At 68.5% G+C, this 12,011-nt stretch carries 8 protein-coding genes; 2 read left to right on the forward strand and 6 right to left on the reverse strand.

Going from position 1 to position 12,011, the window contains the following annotated elements:
* Positions 1-12 precede the first annotated feature (12 nt).
* Both B5F23_RS02265 and B5F23_RS02270 read right to left on the reverse strand, forming a co-directional pair.
* Positions 13-1,311 carry an ABC transporter substrate-binding protein gene (locus tag B5F23_RS02265; RefSeq protein ID WP_087351191.1) on the reverse strand — a complete coding sequence of 433 codons (1,299 nt, stop codon included), beginning with the start codon at positions 1,309-1,311 and terminating at the stop codon, positions 13-15.
* 18 nt (positions 1,312-1,329) lie between these two features.
* Entirely contained in the window at positions 1,330-2,445 is a 1,116-nt protein-coding gene (locus B5F23_RS02270) for an ABC transporter ATP-binding protein (RefSeq protein ID WP_087351194.1), read from the reverse strand.
* A 415-nt stretch (positions 2,446-2,860) separates the two neighbouring features.
* Between B5F23_RS02270 and B5F23_RS02275 the strand changes: the two genes are divergently transcribed.
* Complete coding sequence (locus B5F23_RS02275) at positions 2,861-3,718, forward strand: AraC family transcriptional regulator (RefSeq protein ID WP_087351197.1); 858 nt, start codon at positions 2,861-2,863, stop codon at positions 3,716-3,718.
* 37 nt (positions 3,719-3,755) lie between these two features.
* Here the strand turns inward: B5F23_RS02275 and B5F23_RS02280 are convergent, their stop codons facing one another.
* The 4 genes from B5F23_RS02280 to B5F23_RS02295 form a co-directional block, all read right to left on the reverse strand.
* Positions 3,756-5,447: a glycoside hydrolase family 13 protein gene (locus B5F23_RS02280; protein ID WP_087351200.1), complete on the reverse strand. Its 1,692-nt coding sequence runs from the start codon at positions 5,445-5,447 to the stop codon at positions 3,756-3,758.
* A 63-nt stretch (positions 5,448-5,510) separates the two neighbouring features.
* Complete coding sequence (locus tag B5F23_RS02285) at positions 5,511-7,772, reverse strand: glycogen/starch/alpha-glucan phosphorylase (protein WP_087351203.1); 2,262 nt, start codon at positions 7,770-7,772, stop codon at positions 5,511-5,513.
* Between the two features lie 51 nt (positions 7,773-7,823).
* Positions 7,824-9,344: a 4-alpha-glucanotransferase gene (gene malQ, locus B5F23_RS02290; protein WP_087351206.1), complete on the reverse strand. Its 1,521-nt coding sequence runs from the start codon at positions 9,342-9,344 to the stop codon at positions 7,824-7,826.
* Positions 9,345-9,393: 49 nt separating this feature from the next.
* The gene (locus B5F23_RS02295; RefSeq protein ID WP_087351210.1) at positions 9,394-10,398 is read right to left on the reverse strand and encodes a LacI family DNA-binding transcriptional regulator; all 1,005 of its coding nucleotides are present in this window, start codon (positions 10,396-10,398) and stop codon (positions 9,394-9,396) included.
* Positions 10,399-11,158: 760 nt separating this feature from the next.
* Here B5F23_RS02295 and B5F23_RS02300 point away from each other — a divergent pair.
* Positions 11,159-12,007 carry a histidinol-phosphatase HisJ family protein gene (locus B5F23_RS02300; RefSeq protein WP_087351213.1) on the forward strand — a complete coding sequence of 283 codons (849 nt, stop codon included), beginning with the start codon at positions 11,159-11,161 and terminating at the stop codon, positions 12,005-12,007.
* The last annotated feature ends 4 nt before the right edge of the window (positions 12,008-12,011 follow it).

A 12,011-nucleotide genomic window follows, 5' to 3' on the forward strand; every position in this document is an offset into this window, starting at 1 on the left:
GTGGTTCCCTCCTTATCCCTGATTCGCTTCGTACTCGGCGACCTTGCGGATGACGGTCTTGTTGTAGCGCTGCCACAGCTCGTCCCAGTTGGCGAGAAACGCGTCCACGTCCCCGTCCATCAGGAACGCCTGGAGCTGGGCGTCGCAGGCCATGCCCGAGGGGTAGGAGTGGTCGGGGTAGTCGATGACCTTGCCCTCGTCGAGGAACTCCTGGATGTCGTCGAAGAGCGGGTCGAGCGTGAAGTCGCCCTCGATGCAGGGGATGGCCTTCTGGTCGTCGCAGTACATCTGGAGGTTGTCGGGCTCGTTGAGGAAGTCGATGACCTCGTAGATCTGCTCGCGATGGTCCTCGTTGGCCGCGGTCATGTTCCAGCAGAGGTCCACGCCGGAGACCACGATGCGGTCGTCGGGGTTGCTGGAGGCGGGCATGGCAAACAGGCCGATGTTCATGTCGGGGTTGGCCGAGAGGATCTGCGGCACGGCGAACGAGCCGCAGGGGAACATCGCGGACTGCCCGCGCGCGAAGGCGGTGCAGGCGTCCTCGTAGCTGTAGGCCATCGGGCCGTCCTCGCCGTACTCGAGGAGCTTGAGGAGCTTCTCGGCAGGCTCGCGGTAGTAGTCGGCGAACTTTGCCTCGCCGGCGTTGACCTTGCGGATGTGGTCGGACGGCACGAGCTCCACGAGCATGGAGTTCCACGGCGAGAGGATCGTCCAGGTGTCAAGGAAGCCCAGGTAGAGCGGCAGGACCTCGCCCTCGGCCTTGATCTGGTCGCAGAGGTCGCAGAACTCCTCCCACGTGGTCGGGAGCTCCCAGCCCTTCTCGGCGAACATGTCCTTGTTGTAGAGCATGCCCGCGGCGTTGGCGATGTAGGGAACGCCGTAGATCCCGTCCATCGGGACGTAGGTCACGCTCTTCATGATCTCCTGGTAGGCCGGCTGGACCTGCTCCATCCCGGGGTAGCCCGAGACGTCGGCCAGGATGTTGGAGTCGACGAAGTCCGCGTAGGAGGCGTCGCCGCCGATGGCCACGACGTCGGGGTAGTCCTCGCGCACGAAGCGCGTCTTCATGATGGTGACGGCGTCGTTGGGGCTCGTGAAGTTGAGGTAGATGTGGTCGTTGGTCTCGTTGAACTCGGCCATGAGGGCCTCGAAGATGCTCACGGCCTCGCGCTTGTACGAGACGAACTCGATCTCCGTCTTCCCGTCGCTGCGCTCCCCCTCACAGCCCGCGAGCGCGAGCCCCGCGCCCAGCGCCGCCGCGGCGCCGCCGAGGCTGAGGAACGAGCGGCGTGTCAGTGCTCTTTTCTGCATGTGCGGTGCCCCCCTTCCCTAGTGGGCGATGGCGAGCTCGGTCTGCTTGTCGAAGAGGTGGATCTTGGCAAGGTCGACGGAGCAGCGGATCTTGGAGCCGGTGCGGACGGTGCTGCCGGCGGAGAGGTGCGCGGAGATCTGGCCGCCCTCGACGTCGGCGTAGATCATGGCCTCGGAGCCGAGCAGCTCGTAGACCGTGACCTCGGCGGGGAAGGACTCGGAGAGCTCGCGGCCCTCGGCGTACTCGTGCTCCTCGACGACGTCCTCCGGGCGGATGCCCATGACGACGACCTTGCCCACGTAGCCGCCCTTCTTGAGGGCGTCGGCCTTGGGGCCGGTGAGCGTGACGGTGTTGGAGCCGAAGGTGAGCGCCACGCCGTCGCCCTTCTCGGCCACGGACACGTCGATGAAGTTCATCTGCGGGGAGCCGATGAAGCCCGCCACGAACAGGTTGCAGGGCTCGTTGTAGAGCTTGGTGGGGGTGTCGACCTGCTGCATGACGCCGTCCTTCATGACGACGATGCGGGTGCCGAGCGTCATGGCCTCGGTCTGGTCGTGCGTGACGTAGATGATCGTGGCGCCGAGGCGGTCGTGGAGCTTGGAGATCTCCGCGCGCATCTGGACGCGGAGCTTGGCGTCGAGGTTGGAGAGCGGCTCGTCCATCAGGTAGACCTTGGGGTTGCGCACGATGGCGCGGCCCATGGCGACGCGCTGGCGCTGGCCGCCGGAGAGCGCGGAGGGCTTGCGGTCGAGCAGCTTCTCGAGGTCGAGGATGCGCGCGGCCTCGCGCACCGCCTTGTCGATCTCCTCCTTGGCGACCTTGCGGAGCTTGAGGGGGAACGCCATGTTCTCGTAGACGGTCATGTGCGGGTACAGGGCGTAGGTCTGGAAGACCATCGCGATGTCGCGGTCCTTGGGCTCGACGTCGTTGACCACGCGACCGTCGATCTTGAGGGTGCCGGAGGTGATGTCCTCGAGGCCTGCGATCATGCGCAGCGTCGTGGACTTGCCGCAGCCGGACGGGCCGACGAAGATGATGAACTCCTTGTCGGCGATCTCAAGGTTGAAGTCCTTCACCCCCTCGAAGCCGTTCGGGTACTTCTTTCCCACGTGTTCCAGTGTGAGGCTCGCCATGTGCGCAACCTTTCTCCCTGCCGACCGCCGAGCGCGCGGCGGTGCGGCCCCACCTTACGTTGACCTTATTCTAAGCTTGCAAAATGCGCCTTATATATTGCTTAGGGGTATATTACATATCCTAATCTGTGTTTTTGCAGGTAATCGGCTTGATATTTGTTGTTTCAGCTATACCGCACTTTCGACGAGCGGTTTAGTTTTCAGGGCAAACGGTTTTTGCTGTTTCAATAAGCGCAGGTAGATAGGTATATCTGATTCGTATTCACATACGAAGACCTACGAGGGTCAAATAATCGCATATACCGTAATGCGATTATTTGACGCTTTGCGTATATAATAAATAAGCTAAACTATGCCAAATGCGTCATGTCTCTCTAACGAGATACTATCGGCATCGTCGTCGGAAGGAGCCGCCGTGCCAGCCCACGAGTTGGAGTTCTCCACCTTTCCCCACGCTCACTACGTCGACCTCATGCCCTACCAGTACGGGCGCGAGCAGTGCGAGCCCGGGCACGCCTTCGGGCCGGCGCGGCGCAGCCACTACCTGTTCCACTACATCATCTCGGGGCGCGGCCTGCTCATGACGACCGACGGCAGCGGCGCCAAGACCGACCACCGCCTCGGGGAGGGCGAGGGCTTCCTCATCTTCCCGAGCCAGGTCAACACCTACGTCGCCGATCTCGACGAGCCCTGGGAGTACATCTGGGTCGAGTTCGACGGGATCCGCGTCAAGGACGACCTCGAGCGCGCGGGCCTCACCCCCTCCTCCCCCATCTACCGCTCGCAGTCCAGCGAGCTGCGCGGCCGCATGGTCGACGAGATGCGCTACCTCATCTCCAACCGCGACGCCTCGCCGCTGCACCTCATCGGACACACCTACCTCCTCTTTGACTACCTGCTCCGCTCGGCCGCCAACCCCGTGGAGCCCCAGGCCAACCGCCTCCAGGCCTTCTACATCAACGAGGCGCTCGCCTACATCAGGGAGCACTACCAGGGCGACGTCTCGGTCGAGGACATCGCCCACCACGCCGGCCTCAACCGCAGCTACTTCGGCAAGGTCTTCAAGGCCGCCACCGGCAAGTCCCCGCAGCAGTACCTCATCGGCTACCGCATGTCCAAGGCGACCGAGCTGCTCAAGCTCACGGCCCTGCCGGTCAGCGAGGTGGGGCGCGCCGTGGGCTACCCCAACCAGCTGCACTTCTCGCGTGCCTTCAAGGGCGTCTACGGCGTGTCGCCGCGCGAGTGGCGCCGGCAGAACGCCCAGGGCCAGTGACGGGGCGAGGGGGCGCGGCGCCCCCTCGCCGCCTCCCCTAGCGGACCACCCAGGCGGTGGCGTCGGTGGCCAGCGTCCCGTCCTCGGTCGGCGCGCTGGCAAGGACGACCTCCCCGGCCGGCAGGGGCACTCCCTCCTGGCCGAAGTTGGTCACGCACGCGAGCGTGCGGCCGTCCGCGCAGGGGCGCTCGAAGGCGATGACCTGATCGTCGTAGCCGTCTGCCCAGGAGAGCTCCGTGCTGCGCGCGGCCGTGAGCATCTCGGCGCGCAGGGCGAGCGCGCGGCGGTAGAACGAGAGCATCGAGTCGTCGTCCGCCTCCTCGACGTCGACGGCGTGCCCCGCGAACCAGGCAGGCTGCGGCAGGTGGGCCGGCGCGTGGTCGGCCGGGCCGGAGAAGCCGAAGGCACCCGTCTCGTCGAGGGCCTCCCAGGGCAGCGGCACGCGGCAGCCGTCGCGTCCCTTGATGGCGTCGCCGTGGGCGGACATGGCGGCCTCGGGGTCCTCGAGCGCACCCCAGGGGATGTCCGCCACCTCGAAGAGGCCGAGCTCCTCGCCCTGGTAGAGGTAGACTGACCCCGGCAGCGCGAGCTCCATGAGCAGCGCCGCGCGGGCGCGCCTCGTGCCGAGCGCGCGGTCCTCGCGGTAGGTGCGCCCGTCGCGCAGCAGCCAGTCGGTCACGAGCTGGTGGTGCGTCTCGGACTTGACCTGCGGCAGGCCGTAGCGTGTCGCGTGGCGCGGGACGTCGTGGTTGGAGAGCACCCACGTGGTGGTCGATCCGGAGCGCTCGGCGCTCGCGAGGCCGTCCTCGATGGCCAGGCGCAGCTCGTCGGCCATCCAGTTGGCCTTGGCAAGCTCGAAGTTGAAGACCTGCCCGAGCTCGTCGACGGAGGCGTAGCGCCACTGGTGCTCGGGAACGACCCACGCCTCTCCCACCGCAAAGCGCGGCGGCTCGTACTCGTTGAAGACCTCGCGCCACTCGCGGTAGATCTCATGCACCTCCGGGCGGTCCCACAGGGGGTTCTCCTCGCCGGGGTGGCCCTGGTCGGGGTCGTCGGGCCACTCGTCGAGCGGGCGGCTGTCGAGGTCCTTGGCCAGCGCGTGCGCCACGTCGATGCGGAACCCGTCCGCCCCGCGGTCGCTCCAGAAGCGCAGCGTGCGCTTGAAGTCCTCGCGCACCTCGGGGTTCTTCCAGTTGAGGTCGGCCTGCTCGACGGCAAAGAGGTGCAGGTACCAGTCGCCGTCGCCCACCGGCTCCCAGCCGGGGCCGCCGAAGGTGGACTTCCAGCCGTTGGGGGGCAGCTCGCCCGCCTCGCCGCGCCCGCGGCGGAAGATGTAGCGGTCGCGCTCGGGCGAGCCGGGGCCGGCGGCGAGCGCCGCGCGGAACCACTCGTGCTCGGTCGAGGTGTGGTTGGGGACGATGTCCACCACGACCTTGATGCCCGCGCCGTGCGCGGCCGCGACCATGGCGTCGAAGTCCTCGAGCGTCCCGAGGCGCGGGTCGACGTTGCGGTAGTCCGCCACGTCGTAGCCGCCGTCCACGAGCGGCGAGGGGTAGAACGGCGAGAGCCAGATGGCGTCCACGCCGAGCGCGGCGAGGTAGTCCATGCGCTCGGTCACGCCCCGGATGTCGCCCAGCCCGTCCCCGTTGGCGTCGTAGAAGCTCCTCGGGTACACCTGGTAGACGACCGCCTGCTTCCACCAGTCCGCGGCGGCGTTGTTCTTGGTCATTGCTGTCTCCTTTCCCTGGGGCCGCGCGGAGACGGCCCTCGCCAGTCTTTCTGCGTCGCGCGCCTAGAGGTGCCAGACGTCGCGGTTGTACTCGAGGATGGTGCGGTCGGACGAGAAGAACCCCGACTTGGCCACGTTCACGAGCATCTTCTTGCCCCACGCGCCGCGGTCCTCGTAGTCGGCGAGGCAGCGCTCCTTGCACCCCACGTAGTCGCGCGTGTCGAGAAGCGCCATGAAGTAGTCCTTTGCGACGAAGTCCCGGTAGACGCGGGTGAGGCACTCCGCGTCGCCGCACGCCAGGAGCTCCGGCGAGACGATGAAGTCCAGCACCTCGGCAAGCTCGGCGTCGCACCCCCAGACGTCCCAGGGGCGGTAGTCACCGCGGTCGTAGAGGCCGATAACGTCCTCGGAGGAGCGCCCGAAGAGGTAGATGTTCTCGCGTCCCACGAGCTCGGCGATCTCCACGTTGGCGCCGTCGAGGGTGCCGAGCGTCACGGCCCCGTTGGCCATGAACTTCATGTTGGAGGTCCCGCTCGCCTCCTTGGAGGCCAGCGAGATCTGCTCGGAGACGTCCGCCGCGGGGATGAGGCGCTCGGCGGCCGTGACGTTGTAGTTCTCCACGAAGGCGAGCCTCAGCCACGGCGCGACCTGCACGTCGGACGAGACGAGGCGGCCGAGCGCGAGCAAAAGCGCGATGGTGTCCTTGGCGAGCGTGTAGGCCGGGGCGGCCTTGGCCCCGAAGATCATCGTGACCGGGCGGCTGGGAACGTTTCCACGCTTGATCTGGAGGTACTTCCAGATGGCGTAGAGGGCGTTCATCTGCTGGCGCTTGTACTGGTGCATGCGCTTGACCTGCACGTCGAAGACCGAGTCGGGGTCAACCTCGATGCCCTGGCTCGAGCGCAGCCACTCGGCGAGCGCCGCCTTGTTGGCCCGCTTGACGTCGAGCAGGCCGCCCACGAAGGCGTCGTCGTCGCGCAGGTCGAGAAGCCCCTCGAGCTCGCGGGCGTCGCGCTTCCAGCCGTCCCCGATCGCGGAGCTCACGAGCTCGGCGAGCGGGCGGTCGCAGCCCATGAGCCAGCGGCGGAACGTGACGCCGTTGGTCTTGTTGGTGAACTTGTGCGGGTAGAGCTCGGCGAAGGGGCGCATCTCCGAGGTCACGAGGATCTGGGTGTGCAGCGCCGCGACGCCGTTCACCGCGTGGCTGAGGTGCACGTCCATGTTGGCCATGTGCGCCACGTCGGACGCGTCGATCACGGCGACGGCATCGTCCGCGCAGCGCGTGCGCGCGAGCGCGTCGAGGCGTCGGACGATCGGGGCCACGCCGGGGGCCACGCGCTCGATCGTGCCCATCGGCCAGGTCTCGAGGGCCTCGGCGAGGATGGTGTGGTTGGTGTAGGCGCAGGAGCGCTCCACCACGCCCGCCGCCTCCTCGAAGCCCAGGCCGCGCTCCATGAGCAGGCGCACCATCTCGGGGATCACGAGCGAGGGGTGCGTGTCGTTGATGTGGATGGCGACGTGGCGGTCGAGCTCGGCCGGCTCGAACCCGCGCTCGGCGAGCTCGGCCAGGATGAGCTGGGCGCCGGCCGACACCATGAAGTACTGCTGGTAGAGACGCAGGAGCCTCCCCGCCTCGTCGGAGTCGTCGGGGTAGAGGAAGGAGGTCAGGCTGTGGCGCACGTCGCCCTTGTCGAAGTCGATGCCGCGCTCGGGCGCCGGCGCCGGGTCCTCCACGTCAAAGAGGTGCAGCCGGTTGACCGTGCCGTTCTCGTAGCCGGGGACCTCGATGTCGTACATCCTCGCCGTGAGCTCGCCAAAGCCGAAGGGCACCGAGAAGGCGCGGCCGGTGTCGAGCAGCCAGGACTCGGGCTCGATCCAGGGGTTGGGCTCCTCGCGCTGCACGCCCGCGGAGAGGTCCTGGCGGAAGAGCCCGTAGTGGTAGTTGAGGCCAACGCCGTCGCCGGGCAGTCCGAGCGAGGCGATCGAGTCGAGGAAGCACGCGGCGAGCCGGCCCAGCCCGCCGTTGCCGAGCGAGGGCTCGGGCTCGCAGTCCTCGACCTCGGCCAGCGAGGTCCCGTGCGCGGCGAGAAACGCCTCGACCTCGTCCACGAGCCCCAGGTTGATGAGGTTGGCGCGCAGGAGCCGCCCGACGAGGAACTCGGCGGAGAAGTAGTAGAGCTTGCGCTCGCCGGTGGCCGGCCTCATCCCGAGCTCGATGTCGCGCGTGGCGCGCAGCAGGGCGCAGAAGAGCTCGGGGCCGCTCGCGTCGTCGGCGGTGGTCCCGAGGGAGGCGAGCGCCTCGACCACCCGGTCTTCGAAGTTCATGGCACACTCCTTCCTGCGCGCCCGGCACGGGCGCGCGACGGCCGTCCGTACCTACTCGACGTCCTTCTCGCCGTCTTTGCCCGCGGCGGGAAGGCGGTGGTAGAGCTCCATCTGGCGGTGGATCCGCGCGGCGAGCTCGTGAGTGGCAAACCCCGGCTCGGCGCGCCAGCACCAGTTGCCCCCGCCCAGCGTGGAGGGGGTGTTGATGCGGGCCTCGCTGCCGAGCCCCAGGAGGTCCTGCATCTGGACGACGGCGAGGTCGGCCGGGCTCGCCCAGATGCCGCGCATCATGCCCCAGCCCTCCCCCTCCGCCGGGTCGAGGTGCAGGTACTCGCGGGCGAGCGCGACGTCGCCGGCGGGCGCGGTCTCGAGCCAGCCGAGCGCGGTGTCGTTGTCGTGGGTGCCGACGTAGGCCACCGAGCCCGTGGGGTAGGCGAAGGGCAGGTAGGCCTCGCCCGTGCCGTCGCGGCTGTCGAAGGCGAACTCCAGCACGCGCATCCCCGGGAAGCCCGAGTCGGCGAGGAGCTGGCGGACCGAGGGCGTGAGGTAGCCCAGGTCCTCGGCCACGATCGGGCACGGCCCGAGGCGCTGCTCGAGCACGCGGAACAGCTCGATGCCCGGGCCCTTGCGCCAGCGCCCGCCCGCCGCCGTGGAGGCGCCCGCCGGGATGGCGAAGTAGGAGTCGAACCCGCGGAAGTGGTCGATGCGCAGGACGTCGTAGAGGCGCAGCTGGAAGGAGATGCGGTCGCACCACCAGTCGTAGCCGTCCGCCTTCATGCGGTCCCAGGCAAAGAGCGGGTTGCCCCAGAGCTGGCCGATCTCGGAGAAGCTGTCGGGCGGGACGCCGGCGATCTCGCGCGGGCGCAGGCCCTCGTCGAGCTGGAACTGCTCGGAGCGCGACCACACGTCGGCCGAGTCGAGCGCCACGTAGAAGGGCAGGTCGCCCATGATCTTCACGCCGGCGGTGCTCGCGTAGGCGTGGAGGCGGTCCCACTGCCTGAAGAAGAGGCACTGCACGCCCTTCCAGAACAGGACCTCGTCGGCGAGCTCGGCGCGGGCCTCACGGAGCGCCTCGGGGAGCCTCAGGCGAAGGGGCTGCCCCCAGCCGCCCCACGACGCCCCGCCGTGGCTCTGCTTGAGCGCCATGAACAGGGCGTAGTCCTCGAGCCAGGAGCGCTCGCTCGCGCAGAAGCGCTCGAGCTCGGCGGCGTAGTCGCGCGCCAGGCGACGCACGGCGAGTCGCAGGACGTCCAGGCGCTCGCGGTAGAGGGCGCCGTAGTCCACGCGCGTGGGGTCGTCGCCCCAGGGGCGCGACGCGTACTCCTCGGGCTCGAGGAGGCCCTCGGCGGCCAGGTCGTCGAGGTCGATGAGGTAGGGGTTGCCCGCGAAGGTGGAGAAGGACTGGTACGGCGAGTCCCCGTAGCTCGTGGGGACGATCGGCAGGACCTGCCAGACGCACACGCCCGCGCGCACGAGGAAGTCGACGAACGAGCGCGCCGCGCCGCCCATGGTGCCCACGCCCCAGGGCGAGGGCAGCGAGGTGATGGGCATCAGGATGCCGGCACTTCTCATGTGGTCCTTCTTTCTCTTGTCTGTCCGCGGGGCGCGCGGGCCGAGGGGGCTAGATGGTACGGACGCTCTCGCGCTCGACGAGCTCGAAGGGGACGACCTCGTGGGTCGCGGGCGCGCCCTCACGCATAGCGGCGAGCAGGGCGTGCGCGCTCCTGTCGGCGAGCAGGCTCGCGCCCTGGCGCACGGTGGTGATCCTTGGCACGGAGAACTGCGAGAGCGACGTGTCGTCAAAGCCCACGAGCGAGAGGTCGCCCGGGACGGAGAGCCCCTCGTCGGCCGCGGCGCGCAGGGCGCCGAAGGCGATGGCGTCGCCGAGCGCGAAGACGGCGGTGAGGTCGGAGGCGCGCGCGATCAGGCGGCGGGCCGCCTCGTAGCCCGAGGACTCGAGGAAGGGGCACGGCTCGTAGTCGCGCTCGAGGTCGAGCTCCACCCCGCGCTCGCGCAGGGCGCGCTCGGCGCCGCGCAGGCGCTCGGAGCTGATGCCGTTGCTGGCGCGGTTGCCGCCGAGGACGCCGATGCGCCGGTGACCGTGCTCCCAGAGGTGCTCCACGACGCGCGCGGCGGCGGACTCGTTGTCTATGGTCACGCTCGAGAGGTTGGGAAAGCCCAGCTCGGCGGCTGAGTTCGTCACCAGGACGCAGGGCACCTCGATCTCGTGGAAGGACTCGGCGAAGTAGCGCGGCTCGCCGCCGAGGAAGACCATCCCCTTGGGGTGGCGCGCCTGCTGGTAGTCGATCGCGGCGCGGACCTCGAGCGCGTCGTCGTCGAGGTAGGTCACGACGACGTCCTCGCCGGCCTCGGCGAGCCTCGCCTGGAGGGGCCCGAGGATGTCGTCGAAGAGGCGGTTGCCCACGCCCATCACGAAGGCCGCGACGGAGGTCTGCGCGCGCATCTTGAGATAGCGCGCGTTGGAGTTGGGCTCGTAGCCGCACTCCTCCATCACCGCGAGGATGCGCTTGCGCGCGCGGTCGCTCACGTTGGGCTGCCCGTTGATCACGCGGGAGACGGTTCCGACGCCGTACCCGGAGCGCGTCGCGATGTCGCGGATGTCCATGTGCGCCTCGCTTTCGTGTGGGTCCTATCTCGTCCGACGCCTGAGACGACGGTGGTCTTCCGTAGTGGAAACGTTTCCAAGAAGGGGAGGAGAACCAGGAGGGGAGAGCTTGGGACTGGTTGTTGGAAACGTTTCCAGAACGTTGGCATGGAGTATAGCGCGCCTCTCGCCACCGGGCGAGAAGAACCGCAAATTGCCGTCCGCCAGACGTGGACTACCGCTCGCCGGAGCGGGGCGCGACCCGGACCTGGCCCGGGCCCTACCCCGGCCTGGGTCCGCTCCGGCTTGGCCCCAACCCCGACCTGGCCCCAACCCGCTGCTTAACTTTTCCGGGTTATGGCAATCGCCGCCCGTTTCATGCTTAGGAATCCGGGGTTGTGTGGGGAACGCGTCCGCCACACGGCACACCTGGCGAGAAGAACCCCAGCTCAGCGACACGCCCGAGGTTCTTCTCGCCCTGCCGGGACGCCCCGATGCTGCCATAACCCCGAAATCCTAAGCAACCGCGCGACCCGCGCTGCCATAACCCCATTTCTTTAAGCGGCCACGCGTCCCATATTGCCATAACCCCGCATTGCTAAGCGGCCGGGAGTCGCGACCGGGCGAGAGGATCGCCCAAGCAGCCGGGAGCCGCGGCCGGGCGAGAGGTTCTTCTCGGCGCGAGGGCATGGGAGCGGGCGCGGCCGAGAAGAACGTCCGGCTTTGGCCCGCGGGCCCCTATGGGGCGCTACCCTTGGGCCAGCCGCGAGAAGGGACCGACATGCTGGCAGACTATCACGTCCACTCCGGGTTCTCGGACGACTCGAGCTACCCGCTCAGGCAGGTGGCGCTCGACGCCGAGCGCCTCAACCTCGACGAGGTGTGCTTCACCGAGCACGTCGACTACGGCGTCAAGCCCGAGTGGAACCAGCCCGACACGGCGCGCTTCGAGGACGGGAGGCCGGTCACGAACTGCCCCTACATCCCCTACCTCGACGAGCTCGGGCGCGTGCGCGACGAGCTGGAGGGGCGCGTGACGGTCCGTGCCGGGCTCGAGCTGGGCGTCCAGACCACGACGATCCGGGAGAACCACGCCCTGGCGTGCTGCCTCGGCGACAGGCTCGACTTCGTGATCTGCTCGGTCCACCAGGTGGGTGACCTCGAGTTCTGGAACGGGGCCTTCCAGGAGGGGCGCACGCAGGAGGAGATTCACCGCGCGTACTACGAGGAGCTGCTCGGCGTCGTGGAGTGCTTCCGTGACTACAGCGTCCTCGGGCACCTCGACCTCATCCGGCGCTACGACCCCTTTGCGCGCGAGACGGGCCCCTACCCCTTCGGGCGCGTGCGCGACCTCGTGGCGGAGATCCTGCGCCGCGTGATCGAGGACGGCAAGGGCATCGAGGTCAACACGTCCGGGATTCGCTACGGCCTCGGGGACTTCCAGCCCGCCCGCGAGGTGCTCGAGCTCTACCGCGACCTCGGGGGCACGGTGGTGACGGTGGGGTCGGACTCCCACAGGCCCGAGCACCTGGGATCCTACCTGCGGCGAGCCTACCGCGAGCTCGAGGGGCTGGGGTTTGCGGGGGTCTGGACGTTCAGCCGCGGCGCGGGCACGCTCGTCCGGTTCTAGGGGG

This window comes from Olsenella sp. An188, from assembly GCF_002160255.1.
In the GTDB taxonomy this organism is placed as follows: Bacteria; Actinomycetota; Coriobacteriia; order Coriobacteriales; family Atopobiaceae; genus Thermophilibacter; species Thermophilibacter avistercoris.

Coding starts and splice junctions, on each gene's coding strand:
- B5F23_RS02265 (WP_087351191.1), bottom strand. CDS start 1,311: ATGCAGAAAAGAGCACTGACACGCCGCTCGTTCCTCAGCCTCGGCGGC.
- B5F23_RS02270 (WP_087351194.1), bottom strand. CDS start 2,445: ATGGCGAGCCTCACACTGGAACACGTGGGAAAGAAGTACCCGAACGGC.
- B5F23_RS02280 (WP_087351200.1), bottom strand. CDS start 5,447: ATGACCAAGAACAACGCCGCCGCGGACTGGTGGAAGCAGGCGGTCGTC.
- B5F23_RS02285 (WP_087351203.1), bottom strand. CDS start 7,772: ATGAACTTCGAAGACCGGGTGGTCGAGGCGCTCGCCTCCCTCGGGACC.
- malQ (WP_087351206.1), bottom strand. CDS start 9,344: ATGAGAAGTGCCGGCATCCTGATGCCCATCACCTCGCTGCCCTCGCCC.
- B5F23_RS02295 (WP_087351210.1), bottom strand. CDS start 10,398: ATGGACATCCGCGACATCGCGACGCGCTCCGGGTACGGCGTCGGAACC.
- B5F23_RS02300 (WP_087351213.1), top strand. CDS start 11,159: ATGCTGGCAGACTATCACGTCCACTCCGGGTTCTCGGACGACTCGAGC.